Below are 13,826 nucleotides of genomic sequence, written 5' to 3'. Positions count from 1 at the left end.
ATCGGTGATCTCGGCGCCGGCAGCCTGGTAGGCCGCATCGGTCACGCTGGCGGCCACGCCGGCGCCCGACTGCACACGAACGACATGGCCTTGCGCCACCAGCTTCTTCGCCGTCTCCGGGGTCACGGCGACGCGGGTTTCGCCTGGCACGGTTTCGACCGGCACGCCTATCAGCATGGACTTCTCCTCAGGGCAGCATTGGAATTCGGGCCGAGCTTACCCGAAGACGCCAGCCGAAAGTTGTCTCTCAGGCGCCGAGGCTTGCGGGTGCCTTGGAGCGCCCGGCCTGTCCATCACGCTATCAAATAGATAGCGCCCGGAACCTGCTTCGCTGAGTACACTGTCGGCGCGATGACCGAACGAAGAACGCCGGCTTCGCATGACAACAAGATTCAGGGGGAATCGAATGCGTATCGCTGCGCTTGACGACGAGGGGTATCAGCTCGAACTGATTCGCCACGCGGTGGAGGTCATCGGCCACGAGTGCCACGGCTATGGCGACGGCAAGTCGCTGCTGCGCGACCTGCACCGCGAAACCTACGACCTGCTGATTCTCGATTGGGGACTGCCCGACATCGAGGGCCCGCGGGTGGTCAAACGCATCCGCGACGTTGGCGGCCGGCGCCGACGACTTCATGACCAAGCCCATCCGGGTGGCCGAACTGCAGGCCCGCGTGCGCGCCCTGCTGCGCCGTACCTACCCAGCCCAGCACGAGGCCCAGCTCGTGTTTCGCGACTATCGCTTCGATCCGGCGACGCGCACGCTGCGGATCGCCGGCCGGCTGGTCGAACTCAGCCGGCGCGAGCACGCGCTGGCGCTGTTCCTGTTCCGCAACCTGGGCCGGCTGCTGTCGCGCGACCACCTGCGCGAGGCGGTCTGGGGGCTCGACACCGAGACGCCGTCGCGATCGCTCGACACCCACATTTCGCGACTGCGGCAGAAGCTCGACCTGCAGCCTTCCAACGGCTTCCTGCTATCCGCCGTCTACGGCATGGGCTACCGGCTGGAGCCGCTCGAAGCCGAGCAGATCGAGTCGCTCCATGACCGGCGCACCTGAAACGAGGCGGCGCGCCTGCACGCCACCGCCGAGCCTGCGCCGGTGGCGCCACAGCCTGGACCACTGGCCGGATGCGGCCCTGCTGCTCGACCCCGAAGGCCGCGTGGCGATCGCCAACGGCGCGGCACAAGACCAGTGGCAACGCGGCGGCGAGCCGCTGCAGGGCCAGCCCGCGGACACGCTGCTCAGCGCCCTCCGCCGCCGCGGCGACGGCGCGCCGCTGCTCGCCCGCGCCGCGCTGCGCAGCAGCCCGCGAACGATCTGCGGCGAGGGCGAGGACGCGCAGGGCCGCGGCTGGTTGCTGCGCTGCCTGCCGCTGGTCGATGCACGCCAGGGCCTGCACGGCTGGCTGCTCGTGCTGGTCGACGTCACGCCGCTGCGGCAGGCCGAGGCGCAACGCGACCAGGCCTTGCGATTCCTCTCCCATGACGCCCGCAAGTCCGCGACGACGATCCTCGCCATGCTCGACCTGGCGCGCCAGCGGCCGGAGGCCGCCCAGGCGGACGGCTGGCTGCTGCAGGGCATCGAGCAGGAGGCGCAGGCCGGCCTCGACCGTTCCGACCGCTTCGTGCAGCTGGCGAGGACGCAGGCCCGCCCCCTGAAGACCGAGGTGCTGGACCTCGCCGCGCTGCTGCGGATGGTGGTCGACGCGGCCTGGTCCGCGGCGGGTCGGCAACGGGTTCGGATCCTGCTGCGGCCGCTGCCCGACGAGGCGCCTTGCGTCGCCGATCGCGGCATGCTCACGCGCGCCGTGGGCGCGATGCTGGACCATGCGCTCGATCGCTCGCCACCCGGCTCGACCCTGTCGTGCGGCGTCGTGGCGGACGGCGGGCAGTGGCAGGTCAGCCTGCAGGCGCCGGCCGCGGGCCGCCCCGTGCCCCAGCAGCTGCAGCTGCAGCTGGCCCGCACCGTGGCACAGCGCCATGGTGGTAGCCTGCAGATCGAACACGCAGCCGATGCCGGCTGCACCGTCACGCTGGCGCTGCCCAGGCCGACTGCGGCCGATCTTGCGGCGCCGGCGCCTCTCACGGAGTCATGAGCATGACGAAGCGCTGGAAACCCAATGTCACGGTCGCCGCCGTGATCGAGCAGCAGGGCCGCTACCTGCTGGTCGAGGAAAAGACGCCCGACGGCCTGCGCCTGAACACGCCGGCCGGGCACCTCGACCGCGGCGAATCGCCCCTGCAGGGCTGCGTGCGCGAGACCCTGGAAGAAACCGCCCACCACTTCACCCCCACCGCCCTGGTCGGCGTCTACCTGGCCCGCACCCGGCAGCCCGAAGACATCACCTACCTGCGCTTCGCCTTCACGGGCACGCTCGGCGCCTTCGAGCCGGCGCGGCCGCTCGACCAGGGCATCGTCCGCACGCTGTGGATGACGATCGACGAGCTCCGCGCCAGCGTGGCGCGGCACCGAAGCCCGCTGCTGCTGCAGGGCGTCGAAGACCACGCGGCCGGCCGACGCTACCCGCTGGAGCTGGTGCGGGTCGATCCGTCGGTGACCTAGCTCGCGCTGCGGCGGGGCGCCTCGAAGGGGCCCTGCCCGTCAGCTCTCGGGGTCATACCCGAACTCGCGGAGTTCCTGCGAGCAGCGGCAAGCTTGGGCGATCTTCGCAGCCCACCGGATGGCGGCTTCGCGCGACGGGAGCTCCAGGACGCAGAAGCCGCCGTCGAACTCCCTGGTCTGGGGATAGGTTTCGTTTTCGACCGTGCCGTCCGAGGCGACCATGAGGGGTGCGACGTCCCCGTTGACACCACCACCGAACACGTACACGCCTGCAGCCTTCGCCTCGCGAATGACCTCGCGCGCAGCTTCGCCCACGGCGGCAAGGTCCTCGGCGGGGACTTGCATCGCCATTGCAGGAAAGGAGACAAGGTATTTCGTCATCGTTCGGTCCTTCGGTCGAGAAGCGCAAAATGGCAAGGTGGATTGAAAGAAACGGCCATGAAGCTTCTGAAGCTCGCGTGCGTCACGGTCTTGCTGGCGTTTCCATGCTTGGCGGCTGCGGAGTCGCTGCGGTGCGCCGGAGGCATCGTCGCAGAAGGCGACTCTCGCCTGTCCGTCATCTACAAATGCGGCCAGCCGGTGGTCTCGGATACCTACTGTGCACCGGTGTACTACGCGGGCACGCTCCATCCGGTTCCAGAGCCCTTCGCATCCACCGTGGTGCCTTGCCAGCCCATCGAACAGTGGCTGTACGAGCGCGGGCCGGGCGAGATGCTGGCCACCGTTTTCCTGCGCTCGGGCGTGGTGCAGTCCATCGCGTACGGTCGCCAACCACGATAGCCGCCTTGAAGGTGCCGGCTAGTTCGCGATCACCCCGCCGCCGAGGCACACGTCACCGTCGTACAGCACCGCCGACTGGCCGGGCGTCACCGCCCACTGGGGCTGGTCGAATTCGAGGCGGAAGGCGCCATCGCGCCCCTCGCCCAGCCGGCAGGTCGCATCGGCCTGCCGATAGCGCGTCTTGGCGGCCAGCGCGCCGGGCGCCGGCGCCTGGCCCGAGACCCAGCTCGCATCGTCGGCCTCGAGCGTCGAGGACAGCAGCCACGGATGGTCGTGCCCCTGCACCACCCACAGCGCGTTGGCGGCCATGTCCTTGCGCGCCACGAACCACGGCGCGTGGTCGCCGGCGCCGCGCTGGGCGCCACGGGCCTTGATGCCGCCGATGCCCAGCCCCTGGCGCTGGCCCAGCGTGTAGAAGCTCAGGCCCTGGTGCTCGCCGATCTGGCGGCCGCGCTCGTCGCGCACCGGGCCCGGCTCCTTCGAGATGTAGCGGTTGAGGAACTCGCGAAACGGGCGCTCGCCGATGAAGCAGATGCCGGTGGAGTCCTTCTTTTTCGCGTTCGGCAGTCCGATCTCGTCGGCGATGCGCCGCACCTCGGTCTTGTGCAGCTCGCCAACCGGGAACAGCGTCTTCGAGAGCTGCGGCTGGTTCAGCCGATGCAGGAAGTAGCTCTGGTCCTTGGCCGGATCGAGCCCCTTGAGCAGTTCGTGCTGGCCGGTCGCCTCGTTGAAGCGCACGCGCGCATAGTGCCCGGTGGCGATCTTCTCGGCACCGAGGCGCATCGCGTGGTCGAGGAAGGCCTTGAACTTGATCTCGGCGTTGCACAGCACGTCCGGGTTCGGCGTGCGGCCGGCCTGGTATTCGCGCAGGAACTCGGCGAACACGCGGTCCTTGTAGTCGGCGGCGAAGTTGACGTGCTCGATCTCGATGCCCAGCACGTCGGCCACGCTGGCGGCGTCGACGAAGTCGATGTTCGACGAGCAGTATTCGCTGTCGTCGTCGTCTTCCCAGTTCTTCATGAAGATGCCGACCACCTCGTGGCCCTGCTGCTTCAGCAGGTGCGCCGTGACCGCGGAGTCGACTCCGCCGCTCAGGCCCACCACGATGCGCTGCTTTTCCATAGGGCTGGCATTGTCCCAGCACCGGCCAAGCCGGTGCCGGCGGCGGGTCAATCCTGCGCGCGGAGTTCGGCCAGGATCTCGTAGGAGCGCAGCCGCGCCTCGTGGTCGAAGACCTGAGAGGTGATCATCAGCTCGTCCGCGCCGGTGCGCTCGACGAAGGCCTGGATGCCGGCGCGCACCGTGTCGCGCGAGCCCACCGCCGAACACGACAGCACCGAATCGAGCAAGGCGTTCTCGGCCGGGCCGACCTTCTGCCGGTAGTTCGCCACCGGCGGCGGCAGGCGCCCCGGCCGGCCGCTGCGCAGGTTGACGAAGGCCTGCTGCCAGGAGGTGGCGCGGAAATGGGCCTCCTCGTCGGTCTCGGCCGCGAACACGTTGAAGCCCAGCATCACGTAGGGCTTGGCCAGTTGCGCCGAAGGCTTGAAGGTCTCGCGGTAGATGCGGATCGCCTGCATCAGCTGCTGGGGCGCGAAGTGCGAGGCGAACGCATAGGGCAGGCCCAGGTGGGCCGCGAGCTGGGCACCGAAGGTGCTCGATCCGAGGATCCACACCGGCACCTCGAGCCCCCGGCCGGGCACCGCGAGCACCGGCTGGCGCGGCTCCTTCGACATGAAGTCCATCAGCTCGACCACGTCCTGCGGGAACTGGTCCGAATCGGACTGGAGGTCGCGCCGCAGCGCCTGCGCGGTGCGCTGGTCGGAACCGGGCGCGCGGCCGAGGCCGAGGTCGATGCGCCCCGGGTACAGCGACTCCAGGGTGCCGAACTGTTCGGCGATCACCAGGGGCGAGTGGTTCGGCAGCATCACGCCGCCGGCGCCGATGCGGATCGTCGAGGTGCCGGCGCCGATGTGGGCCAGCAGCACCGCCGTGGCCGCGCTGGCGATGCCCGGCATGCCGTGGTGCTCGGCCAGCCAGTAGCGGCGGTAGCCCAGCTTCTCGCCATGCCGCGCCAGCGACAGCGAATTGCGAAAGGACTGGGCGGGATCGCTGCCTTCGGTGACGGGGGAAAGGTCGAGGATTGAAAACGGAATCATGTCGCTATCTTGGCGCGGATCGGCCGGCTTCAAGCGCCAAAGGGCTATTGGCCCGGCACCGGGTAGGCTTGCGCCCCATGAAATGGCGACGCTTCTGTTTTTGCATGCTGGGATTTGCCCTGGCCCTGGCCCTGGGCGCTTGCGGTTCGCTGCCGGCAGGCGTCGAGCGGCCGGTGTCGACCAGCCTGCCCGCCGCGCCCGAACAGAGCCCGCTGGCCCGGCTGGCCGCGGCCGAACTGCCGGCCGGCGCCCAGTCGGGCTTCCGGCTGCTGCCGCTGGGCGCCTACGGCCTCGATGCCCGGCTGGCGCTGATCGGCCGCGCCACGCGCACGCTGGACCTGCAGGTCTACATCATGGAGAACGACGAATCCGGGCGCGCCGTGTTCGCCGCGCTGCGCGACGCCGCCCTGCGCGGGGTGCGCGTGCGGCTGCTGCTCGACGACCTCAACAGCGCGGGCGCCGAGCCCCTGCTGCAGGCGCTGGTCGACCTGCCGAACCTCGAGATCCGCCTGTTCAACCCCTTCTGCTGCGCGCGCCAGAGCCTGGCCGGGCGCATCGCGACCTCGCTCGGCGACCTGCCCCGGCTCGACCACCGGATGCACAACAAGCTGATGATCGCCGACGGTGCGCTGGCGGTCGTCGGCGGCCGCAACATCGCCGACGCCTACTTCGGCCGCGATCCGGTGGCGAACTTCATCGACCTCGACGCCATCGCCGCGGGCCGGGTCGTGCCCCAGCTCGGCGTGCTCTTCGACCGCTACTGGAACAGCGAGGAGTCCTTCCCGGCCCAGGTCCTGGTGCGCCCGCTCGGCCCGGAAAGCGAGCGCCTGGCCGCGCTCGCGCGCCTGCTGCCCGACAGCGCGGCAGCGATCGACCTCGGCCTGCCCGCGCGCGACCTGCTGGGCCGCGAGCCGGTCGGCCGGGAACTGGCGGCGAATCGCCTGAGCCTGGTCGCGGGCCTGGCCTACGGCGTCGCCGACCAGCCGTCCAAGCGGCTGCAGATCGGCGACGAGCTCGAGGCCGGCAGCCTGATGACCGGCGCGGTCAGCCACATGCTCGGCACCCGCCGCGAGCTGGTGGTGAGCTCGCCCTACCTGGTGCCCGGCACGCGCGGCATGGCGGTGATGCACAGCCTGCAGCGCAAGGGCGTCGAGATGACGCTGGTGACCAACTCCCTGTCGGCCAACGACTCGGCCCTGGTCGGCATCGGCTATGCGCGCTACCGGCGGCCGATCCTGCGCGCCGGCGTCAGGCTGTACGAGATCAGCGCCCTGCCCTCGGCCAACGGGAGCCAGCCCTTCTTCAGCGGCTCGTCGCGCGGCCGCCTGCATGCGAAGCTGATGGTGATCGACCAGGAGGTGGTGCTGCTCGGCTCGCTCAACCTCGACCCGCGCTCGGCACGGCGCAACACCGAGCTCGGGGTCGCGATCGACAGTCCGGCGCTGGCGCGGGAAGCGCTGCGCCTGATCCAGGCGATGAAGAACGAGGCCTATGCCGTGCGCCTGGAGACGCAGGGCAGCGCGCTCACCTGGGTGGCGCCGGACGAGGACGACGACCAGGGGGTCGACACCGAGCCCGGGGTGTCGCCGTGGTACGCGCTGCAGCGGCTGCTGCTGCAGCCGCTGGTGCCGGAGGATCTGCTCTGACCCGCGTCGGCGCGGATCAGGCCAGGGCCTTGGCCTTGAGCCGGGCGAATTCCTCCGGCGTGATGGTGCCGGCGTCCAGCAGCGCCTTGGCATCCGCGATGTGCTCGGCCGGCGACTTGCCAGCCACTTCGCGGATGTAGGCGTCGGTGTCGGACTTGGCGCGCTGCAGGCTGGCGCGCTGCCGCTCCGCCATGCCCCGGCCACGGATCACGATGTACAGGATCGCCGTCAGGCCCGGGATCACGACCAGGCCGATGATCCACAGCACCTTCGATCCGCCGCCCAGCTCCGAGTCGCGGAACAGGTCGCCGATGATCTGGAACAGGATGAGCAGGTAGACGATCAGGACGAAGGTCGACAGCAGCAATTGAATCAGATCCCAAAAATTGCTCATGCAGGTCTTTCTAGCTTGTTGAAAAATCGAAAAGGCAAAAGGCGCGGCCTCAGGGCCGGCGCGTGGCGCCATGCGCCATCGAGCGCAGCAGGCTCAGCACGAAGCCGCCGGTGAACATGCCCAGCACGTAGATCACCAGCACCAGCACCGAGACCGGCAGCGTGATGCTCATGGAGAACAGCGAGACGGTCGCCGACTCCAGGTTCTGGAACTTGAACAGCAGGACGATGCCGGCCAGGATCACGATCAGCGCGATGTAGACGAAGCGGTGCATGGGGCTCTCTCCTTGGTGAAATGCGAAGCGGCGGGCTTCATCGCGGCGGCCGCATCGGTGGCGGTGGCGGCGGCCGGAACCCGGGCGAGCTCCAGTTCGACCATTGGTTGCGATCGACGTCCCAGGGACGTCCGCGGTAGTGGCGGTCCCAGTAGGTCGGCACCGAGAACCGGACGATCGGCGCCCGCCGCACCGCGCTCGAGAGGTAGCGCGAATCGACCCAGCCGCGGCTGCGGCCGGCGGCCACATCGCACCAGCGCCAGCGCGTGGTGCAGCCGAACACCCGCACCGGCGTGCGCGCCGGCAGCCAGGTCACGACGGGGAATGCGCGGTCGGGGCCGGCCCGCATGTTGACCGCCTGCAAGGTGGAGGCGGTCTGCGCCAGGGCGGCCAGCGGCAGCAGCAGCGACAGGGCGACGAGCCATCGGGTCGGGACGGGGATCGGCATGGGCATCCTCACACTACACCGTGATCGCACCGGACACCAGCGCCCACAGCGCCGCCAGCGCAGCGAGCACCAGCAGGCCGAAGACGACCATCTCGGGCCCGGTGAAGATCCGCGCCTTCTGCTCGCGCCGGGCGAGGAAGTACAGGATCGTGCCGGGCGCATAGAGGATCGCCGAGAGCAGCAGGAACTTCGGCCCGCCCGCATACAGCATGCCCCCGGCGTAGAGCGTCGCGATGGCGCCGCGCACCCAGTCGCCCGTTCGGCCGCGGCCGTCGCGCTCGTACGTGCTGCCGGTCCATGCGAGCTTGAGCCCGTAGGCGGCGACCAGCAGATAGGGGATGAGCGTCATCGAGCTCGTCATCTTGAGCGCCATCGTGAAGGCGTATTCGGCGAACCAGGTCACGAGCAGGAAGAGCTGGATCACGATGTTGGTCAGCCACAGCGCGGCGGAGGGCACCTTGTTGGCGTTCTCGCGGGCGAGAAAGCTCGGCATGGTCTGGTTCTTGGCCGCCGAATGCAGCACCTCGGCGGCGAGCAGCGACCACGACAGGTAGTTGCCGAGGATCGAGATCAGCAGCCCGACGCTGATGAAGACCAGGCCCCAGGGGCCGACGATGGAGGCGAACACGCCGGCCATCGCGGGCGTCGGCAGCGCCTGCAGGTCGGGGCGCAGCAGCACGCCGTACGAGAACATCGTGACCAGGATCAGCAGGCACAGCACGCCGAGGAAGCCGAGCACGGTGGCGGCGCCGACGTCCTCGCGCTTCTTCGCGTGGCGCGAATAGACGCTGGCGCCCTCGATGCCCACGAAGACGAACACCGTCACCAGCATCGTGTTGCGAACCTGGCTCGCCAGGCTGGACAGGCTGCGCTCCTCGCCGCCCCAGAAGTTCCAGGCGAAGATGTCGGCCTTGAAGCCGGCGACCGCGACCACCAGGAAGACCGCGATCGGCACGATCTTGGCCACGGTCGCGATGGTGTTCAGCGCCGCCGCCTCCTTGACACCGCGCAGGATCAGGAAGTGCACGCCCCAGAGCACCACCGAGGCGGACATGATGGCGACCGCGGTCGAGCCGTCGCCGAAGACCGGGAAGAACTGGCCCAGCGTGGCCTTGATCAGCACCAGGCAGGCGACGTCGGCCAGGCAGCAGCCGATCCAGTAGCCCACCGCCGAGGCGAAGCCCAGGTAGTTGCCGAAGCCGGCCTTGGCGTAGGCATAGATGCCGGTGTCGAGGTCGGGCCGACGCATCGACAGGGTCTGGAAGACCAGCGCCAGCATCAGCATGCCGGTGCCGGCGATGGCCCATGCGATCAGGGCGCCGAAGCCGCCGGTCGAGCGGCCGAAGGCCGAGGGCAGCGCGAAGATGCCCGAGCCGATCATGGAGCCGACGACGAGCGCGATCAGGGCGCCGCGCGAAAGCTTCTGGTCTTGCGAAGTGCTCATGCAGGGTCAACAGGGCGGCACCGAAGGGCCCGCCCAAGCTCCAGATTTCTTGTTCTCATGGGTTCCTGCGATGTGTCGTGCGCGTCGGCCGAGTCCATGGAACACATCCCGCGGCGAGCATCGATGGCTCGCGGACCTTTGTCAAGCGCGTCTACTAGCGTCGCGCGCAAGGCTGGATTTTCGGCATCGATCGCCGCATCATCGGCCCCGACAACGAAAGGACGCTCATGACATCGACCCAGATTTGCTGCGGCCGGCGGGGCTGGCTGAAGGCCGGCGCCGGCACCGGCGCCGCCGTGCTGATGGCCGGCATCGGCCTGCGGACCGAGGACGCCGAGGCGGCCTCGCTGAGCCAGGCCCAGCGCGACGCGCTGACCCCCGACAAGATCATCGAGATGATGAAGCAGGGCAACCAGCGCTTCCGATCCGGCAAGGCGAAGCCGCACGACTACCTGGCGCAGAAGCGGTCCAGCGCTGCGGGCCAGTTCCCCGCCGCGGTGATCCTGAGCTGCATCGACTCGCGGGCGCCGGCGGAGATCATCCTCGACATGGGGATCGGCGACAGCTTCAACGCCCGCATCGCCGGCAACATCGCCAACAAGGACCTGATGGGCAGCCTCGAGTTCGCCTGCGCGGCCGCCGGTGCCAAGGTGGTGCTCGTGATGGGGCACACCGCCTGCGGGGCGATCAAGGGCGCGATCGACAACGTGCAGCTCGGCAACCTGACCGGGCTGCTCGACACCATCAAGCCGGCCGTGGCGGCGACCACCTATGCGGGCGAACGAAGCAGCAAGAACGCGGCCTTCGTCGACGCGGTGGCGCGAACCAACGTGCAGCAGACCATCGACACGCTGCGCAGCGGCAGCCCGACCCTCTCGGACCTCGAGAAGAAAGGGCAGATCAAGATCGTCGGGTCGATGTACGACCTGTCGAACGGCGCCCTGACTTTCCTGGGCTAGGCACCGGGTTCACTTCTTTCACACCCACTCAAAGGACTTCACATGACGACAAGCTTCTTCTCCCGCATCGCAGCGCTCGCCACGGCGCTGGTCCTGGCCGCCTGCGCGGCACCCGGACAGGATGCCAGCTCGATGGTCATTCGCCAGGGCAAGATCGAGCAGATCACGCCGACCACGATCCGCAGCGAAGCCCACACCGGCGTCGGCGCGGTGGTCGGCGGCCTCACCGGCGTGGGCCTGGGCAGCCTGATCGGCGGCGGCACCGGGCGCGACGTCGCGATGGTCGCGGGCGCCATCGGCGGCTCCATGGCCGGCGCCCAGATCGCCAACAACGCCGCCGGTTCGATGCCGGGCCAGGAAGTCTTCGTGCGCACCGACAGCGGCGTGCTGGTCGAAGTGACCCAGCCCGTCATGCCGGGCCTGCGCGTGGGCCAGCGGGTGTTCATCCAGGGCCAGGGCCATATGGCACGGGTGGTGCCGCAGTAACGGCATCCGCGCGGCGCCGGCGCGCGAAGCGCACCACGGTGACACCAGTGCGCGCCTGGCGCAGCGAGGGCATGACGAGCACGCAGTCGTCGTAGGGCGTCACGATCGGCTCGCCATTGAAGCCGATCACGGTGCCGGCCTTCGGGATCAATTCGAGGCCCTGGAACGGCTGGACGAAATTTACCGTCTCGTCGACCGCCACCACCCCGGACGTCACTTCGAGGATCCACTGGCCGTCGGCGTCGGGCAGGCGCCAGCCGGGCAGCGATGCGGCGCAGTCGGCCTCGTCGATCGCGCCCGCGGCCAGCAGGAAGCGCGCGCACTGGTCCTGCGCCACCCGGCGGCTCTGCGGGTCGCCATGGAAGCCGCATTCGACCAGCAGCGATCGGGCCCCGGCGGCGATGCCCTCGGGCGTGCCGAACTGGCCGAAGTCGCGCATCCGCACGCCGTCCTTGTGGCCGGCATCGACCACGATGTGTTCCGGCGTCCGCAGCCGCACGGCCAAATCGATGTTCGCCGACAACAGGCCGGTGAGCGACAGCGGCAGCCCCGGCTCGTGCATCGAATGCAGGTCGAGCAGCCAGTCGGCCGCCTCGACGAAGGGCCGCAGTTCGGCCGCCCGCCGTCGCTCCAGGCTGGTCGGCTGCTGCATGCGCTCGATCGCCCACTGGCGGTTCAGGTCTTCGTCGACGAAGCGCGATGCGTCGGGGTTCGACGGGTCGAAGCGATCGAAGGCCGCGAGGTTGCAGAAGGCCAGGGTCAGCCGGCCGCGCCGCGGGCGCAGGCCGGCATCGAGCAGGCCCTTGAGCGCCCAGGCGCCGCAGAGCTCGTTGCCGTGGACCAGGGCCGTCAGCAGCACGTGGCGCCCCGGCAGTCCCGAGTCGAACTGCCAGACGCCCTCGACCCCGGCATTGCCGGCGCGCCAGTCGCCCAGTTCGGGGGCTGCGAGTAGGAAGGCGGCGGGTGGGTTCATGGGGTTCATCCTTGGTGTTGAAGCTGCGGGTCGAGGCGCCGCGGCGCGCGGGTGAGCGCGGTGACGGCAATCAGCGTGAGCAGGTTGAGCGTCAGTGCGACCATGCCGACATTGGTGTCCTTCAGCGCGTCGGGCAGGAACGGAAACAGCGTGGCGACCGACAGCTTGTTCAGCGACAGCACGGCCACCGTGCCTTCGCCGACCAGGATACTGGCGAAGGCCGCGATGCGGGTCACGGGATTGAAGCGCAGCAGGCTCGCCAGCAGCACCGGGAACAGCTGCGTCACCAGGCTGTAGGCCATCAGCAGCAGCGCCACGATGGTCTGGCCGCCCTGCAGCGTGAACCACAGCGCCACGCCCATCACGACCGGGGCCATCAGCCGCGCGACGCTGACGATCCTGACCTGGCTGGTGCGGGCCCGCAGCGGCCCGTAGATGTTGTTCGCCACCAGCGTGGCGGCCGCCATCAGGATCATCGAGCCGGGCACGATCGCGGTCAGCACGCCGGCCGCGCCGATCAGGCCCACCACCCACGGATCGAAGGTGGCCATCGAGATCTTGAACAGCGCCAGGTCGATGTCGGCGCCCTTGAGGCCGGGCACCTGCAGCACCGCGGCGAAGCCGACGAAGAAGATGAACAAAAGCATCAGCTGGTAGATCGGCAGCACGAAGGCGTTCTTGCGCAGGCCGCGCTCGCCCGTGGCCGAGAACGAGGCCATGAACATGTGCGGCCACATGTAGAAGCCGAAGGTGCTCAGGAGGATGGTCGAGACCATCCAGACCGCGCTCTCGCCCTTGGCCGGCAGGGCCAGGAAGCCGGGCCGGGCCTGCTCGATCGCCTCGAACATGGGGCCGATGCCGCCGTAGTAGTGGAACGGCAGGTAGAGGCCGAGGAAGATCGCCACGCCCATCACCAGGATGTCCTTCAGCACCGAAGTCCAGGCCGAGCCGTGAATTCCCGACACCATCACGTAGGCGGTGATCACCAGCGCGCCGATCAGCGTGCCCTGCGTCGCGCTGATCACCGAATACGAGGCGACGCTGACGATGATGCCCAGCCCGCGCAGCTGCAGCACCAGGTAGGGAATCAGCGCCACCGCGCCGACCACCGCGACCAGGATGCCGAGCGCCGGGCTGTCGTACTTGGCGGCGAAGAAGTCGGGCTGCGAGACCAGCTTGCGCTGGCGTGCATAGCGCCAGATCGGCGGCAGCAGCCAGTACGACAGCACGAAGCACAGGCTGCCATAGCCCAGCATGTAGTAGGCCGGGCCGCCATGGCCGTAGGCATAGCCGCTGCCGCCGAGGAAGACGAAGGTGGTGTAGATCTCGCCGGCCATCAGCAGGAACACGATGGCGGTGCCGAAGCCGCGGCCGCCGACGGTCCATTGCTCCAGATTCATGTCCTTGCCGCGCTGGGCGCGCAGCCCGAGCCACAGCACCAGCGCGATGGTGAGGAAGATGAGGACGATCGAGATGTTCATTGCGCTTCTCCCGCGTCCTGTTCGACGCCCGCGTTGGCCGGGTCGAGCCGGTAGACGAGCGCCATCACGATCGAGGTCAACACCAGGGTCAGCGACATCCAGGCCAGCAGGAACGGCATGCCGAGCACCATCGGCGCGACCCGGTTGCCGACGAAGGGGCCCAGCACGACCGATGCGACGGGCAGTACGGCCAGGTAACGAAACCAACTCATCTTTTGTCT

At 69.2% G+C, this 13,826-nt stretch carries 16 protein-coding genes and 2 pseudogenes; 7 read left to right on the top strand and 11 right to left on the bottom strand.

The features are described from left to right. Positions 1 to 177 (bottom strand): annotated as a pseudogene (locus tag QTI33_RS28550) (NAD(P)(+) transhydrogenase (Re/Si-specific) subunit alpha); the annotation flags it as partial. A gap of 229 nt (positions 178 to 406) precedes the next feature. On the opposite strand from QTI33_RS28550, the pseudogene QTI33_RS28545 reads away from it, so the two are divergent. From QTI33_RS28545 to QTI33_RS28535, 3 genes and pseudogenes are all read left to right on the top strand, one after another. Then, positions 407 to 1,058 (top strand): annotated as a pseudogene (locus QTI33_RS28545) (response regulator transcription factor). Further along, complete coding sequence (locus tag QTI33_RS28540) at positions 1,042 to 2,097, top strand: sensor histidine kinase (protein WP_286509804.1); 1,056 nt, start codon at positions 1,042 to 1,044, stop codon at positions 2,095 to 2,097. The pseudogene QTI33_RS28545 and the gene QTI33_RS28540 overlap by 17 nt, the downstream one beginning before the upstream one ends. A 2-nt stretch (positions 2,098 to 2,099) precedes the next feature. Then, positions 2,100 to 2,564, top strand: coding sequence for an NUDIX hydrolase (locus QTI33_RS28535; RefSeq protein ID WP_286509803.1), 465 nt, complete (start codon positions 2,100 to 2,102; stop codon positions 2,562 to 2,564). Between the two features lie 39 nt (positions 2,565 to 2,603). Here the strand turns inward: QTI33_RS28535 and QTI33_RS28530 are convergent, their stop codons facing one another. Continuing rightward, positions 2,604 to 2,945 (bottom strand): YciI family protein, encoded by a 342-nt coding sequence (locus QTI33_RS28530; RefSeq protein WP_286509802.1) that lies wholly within the window; start codon positions 2,943 to 2,945, stop codon positions 2,604 to 2,606. Between the two features lie 57 nt (positions 2,946 to 3,002). Between QTI33_RS28530 and QTI33_RS28525 the strand changes: the two genes are divergently transcribed. Then, the gene (locus QTI33_RS28525) at positions 3,003 to 3,344 is read left to right on the top strand and encodes a DUF2845 domain-containing protein (protein ID WP_286509801.1); all 342 of its coding nucleotides are present in this window, start codon (positions 3,003 to 3,005) and stop codon (positions 3,342 to 3,344) included. 18 nt (positions 3,345 to 3,362) lie between these two features. On the opposite strand, the gene mnmA is transcribed toward QTI33_RS28525, so the two are convergent. Together mnmA and QTI33_RS28515 are read right to left on the bottom strand one after the other, a co-directional pair. Next, positions 3,363 to 4,466 carry a tRNA 2-thiouridine(34) synthase MnmA gene (gene mnmA, locus QTI33_RS28520; RefSeq protein WP_286509800.1) on the bottom strand — a complete coding sequence of 368 codons (1,104 nt, stop codon included), beginning with the start codon at positions 4,464 to 4,466 and terminating at the stop codon, positions 3,363 to 3,365. A gap of 47 nt (positions 4,467 to 4,513) precedes the next feature. Then, complete coding sequence (locus tag QTI33_RS28515; RefSeq protein ID WP_286509798.1) at positions 4,514 to 5,500, bottom strand: LLM class flavin-dependent oxidoreductase; 987 nt, start codon at positions 5,498 to 5,500, stop codon at positions 4,514 to 4,516. 104 nt (positions 5,501 to 5,604) lie between these two features. Here QTI33_RS28515 and QTI33_RS28510 point away from each other — a divergent pair, with 104 nt between their 5' ends. Continuing rightward, positions 5,605 to 7,146, top strand: coding sequence for a phospholipase D-like domain-containing protein (locus tag QTI33_RS28510; RefSeq protein ID WP_286509797.1), 1,542 nt, complete (start codon positions 5,605 to 5,607; stop codon positions 7,144 to 7,146). A gap of 16 nt (positions 7,147 to 7,162) precedes the next feature. Here the strand turns inward: QTI33_RS28510 and QTI33_RS28505 are convergent, their stop codons facing one another. From QTI33_RS28505 to QTI33_RS28490, 4 genes are read right to left on the bottom strand one after another with little or no spacing between them, the layout of a single operon-like run. Continuing rightward, the gene (locus QTI33_RS28505) at positions 7,163 to 7,540 is read right to left on the bottom strand and encodes an SHOCT domain-containing protein (protein WP_286509795.1); all 378 of its coding nucleotides are present in this window, start codon (positions 7,538 to 7,540) and stop codon (positions 7,163 to 7,165) included. Positions 7,541 to 7,589: 49 nt separating this feature from the next. Continuing rightward, positions 7,590 to 7,814: a LapA family protein gene (locus tag QTI33_RS28500; RefSeq protein WP_286509794.1), complete on the bottom strand. Its 225-nt coding sequence runs from the start codon at positions 7,812 to 7,814 to the stop codon at positions 7,590 to 7,592. Between the two features lie 37 nt (positions 7,815 to 7,851). Then, positions 7,852 to 8,262 (bottom strand): SH3 domain-containing protein, encoded by a 411-nt coding sequence (locus QTI33_RS28495; protein WP_286509793.1) that lies wholly within the window; start codon positions 8,260 to 8,262, stop codon positions 7,852 to 7,854. A gap of 13 nt (positions 8,263 to 8,275) precedes the next feature. Further along, the gene (locus tag QTI33_RS28490; protein ID WP_286509792.1) at positions 8,276 to 9,706 is read right to left on the bottom strand and encodes a basic amino acid/polyamine antiporter; all 1,431 of its coding nucleotides are present in this window, start codon (positions 9,704 to 9,706) and stop codon (positions 8,276 to 8,278) included. A 227-nt stretch (positions 9,707 to 9,933) separates the two neighbouring features. Between QTI33_RS28490 and QTI33_RS28485 the strand changes: the two genes are divergently transcribed. Next, on the top strand, positions 9,934 to 10,665 hold the full coding sequence (locus tag QTI33_RS28485; RefSeq protein ID WP_286509791.1) for a carbonic anhydrase family protein: 732 nt from the start codon (positions 9,934 to 9,936) through the stop codon (positions 10,663 to 10,665). A 42-nt stretch (positions 10,666 to 10,707) separates the two neighbouring features. Then, positions 10,708 to 11,151, top strand: a complete 444-nt coding sequence (locus tag QTI33_RS28480; protein ID WP_286509790.1) for a glycine zipper 2TM domain-containing protein — start codon at positions 10,708 to 10,710, stop codon at positions 11,149 to 11,151. On the opposite strand, the gene QTI33_RS28475 is transcribed toward QTI33_RS28480, so the two are convergent. From QTI33_RS28475 to QTI33_RS28465, 3 genes are read right to left on the bottom strand one after another with little or no spacing between them, the layout of a single operon-like run. Continuing rightward, positions 11,108 to 12,133, bottom strand: a complete 1,026-nt coding sequence (locus QTI33_RS28475; RefSeq protein ID WP_444814900.1) for a M14 family metallopeptidase — start codon at positions 12,131 to 12,133, stop codon at positions 11,108 to 11,110. The two genes, QTI33_RS28480 and QTI33_RS28475, sit on opposite strands and share 44 nt — an antisense overlap. Then, complete coding sequence (locus tag QTI33_RS28470; RefSeq protein ID WP_286509788.1) at positions 12,130 to 13,605, bottom strand: sodium:solute symporter family protein; 1,476 nt, start codon at positions 13,603 to 13,605, stop codon at positions 12,130 to 12,132. Before QTI33_RS28470 ends, QTI33_RS28475 begins: the two co-directional genes overlap by 4 nt. Beyond that, positions 13,602 to 13,817: a DUF3311 domain-containing protein gene (locus QTI33_RS28465; protein WP_286509787.1), complete on the bottom strand. Its 216-nt coding sequence runs from the start codon at positions 13,815 to 13,817 to the stop codon at positions 13,602 to 13,604. Before QTI33_RS28465 ends, QTI33_RS28470 begins: the two co-directional genes overlap by 4 nt. Between the last annotated feature and the right edge of the window lie 9 nt (positions 13,818 to 13,826).

The sequence above is a fragment of the Variovorax davisae genome, from assembly GCF_030316845.1.
GTDB lineage: Bacteria > Pseudomonadota > Gammaproteobacteria > Burkholderiales > Burkholderiaceae_C > Variovorax > Variovorax davisae.
This window is presented reverse-complemented; position numbering and strand designations above follow the sequence as displayed.

What these genes read in the sequence shown, in the direction of transcription:
- QTI33_RS28525 (WP_286509801.1), top strand. Translation starts at nt 3,003, where the DNA reads ATGAAGCTTCTGAAGCTCGCGTGCGTCACGGTCTTGCTGGCGTTTCCA.
- QTI33_RS28505 (WP_286509795.1), bottom strand. Translation starts at nt 7,540, where the DNA reads ATGAGCAATTTTTGGGATCTGATTCAATTGCTGCTGTCGACCTTCGTC.
- QTI33_RS28535 (WP_286509803.1), top strand. Translation starts at nt 2,100, where the DNA reads ATGACGAAGCGCTGGAAACCCAATGTCACGGTCGCCGCCGTGATCGAG.
- QTI33_RS28515 (WP_286509798.1), bottom strand. Translation starts at nt 5,500, where the DNA reads ATGATTCCGTTTTCAATCCTCGACCTTTCCCCCGTCACCGAAGGCAGC.
- QTI33_RS28490 (WP_286509792.1), bottom strand. Translation starts at nt 9,706, where the DNA reads ATGAGCACTTCGCAAGACCAGAAGCTTTCGCGCGGCGCCCTGATCGCG.
- QTI33_RS28465 (WP_286509787.1), bottom strand. Translation starts at nt 13,817, where the DNA reads ATGAGTTGGTTTCGTTACCTGGCCGTACTGCCCGTCGCATCGGTCGTG.
- QTI33_RS28470 (WP_286509788.1), bottom strand. Translation starts at nt 13,605, where the DNA reads ATGAACATCTCGATCGTCCTCATCTTCCTCACCATCGCGCTGGTGCTG.
- mnmA (WP_286509800.1), bottom strand. Translation starts at nt 4,466, where the DNA reads ATGGAAAAGCAGCGCATCGTGGTGGGCCTGAGCGGCGGAGTCGACTCC.
- QTI33_RS28510 (WP_286509797.1), top strand. Translation starts at nt 5,605, where the DNA reads ATGCTGGGATTTGCCCTGGCCCTGGCCCTGGGCGCTTGCGGTTCGCTG.
- QTI33_RS28495 (WP_286509793.1), bottom strand. Translation starts at nt 8,262, where the DNA reads ATGCCGATCCCCGTCCCGACCCGATGGCTCGTCGCCCTGTCGCTGCTG.
- QTI33_RS28480 (WP_286509790.1), top strand. Translation starts at nt 10,708, where the DNA reads ATGACGACAAGCTTCTTCTCCCGCATCGCAGCGCTCGCCACGGCGCTG.
- QTI33_RS28500 (WP_286509794.1), bottom strand. Translation starts at nt 7,814, where the DNA reads ATGCACCGCTTCGTCTACATCGCGCTGATCGTGATCCTGGCCGGCATC.
- QTI33_RS28540 (WP_286509804.1), top strand. Translation starts at nt 1,042, where the DNA reads ATGACCGGCGCACCTGAAACGAGGCGGCGCGCCTGCACGCCACCGCCG.
- QTI33_RS28475 (WP_444814900.1), bottom strand. Translation starts at nt 12,133, where the DNA reads ATGAACCCCATGAACCCACCCGCCGCCTTCCTACTCGCAGCCCCCGAA.
- QTI33_RS28530 (WP_286509802.1), bottom strand. Translation starts at nt 2,945, where the DNA reads ATGACGAAATACCTTGTCTCCTTTCCTGCAATGGCGATGCAAGTCCCC.
- QTI33_RS28485 (WP_286509791.1), top strand. Translation starts at nt 9,934, where the DNA reads ATGACATCGACCCAGATTTGCTGCGGCCGGCGGGGCTGGCTGAAGGCC.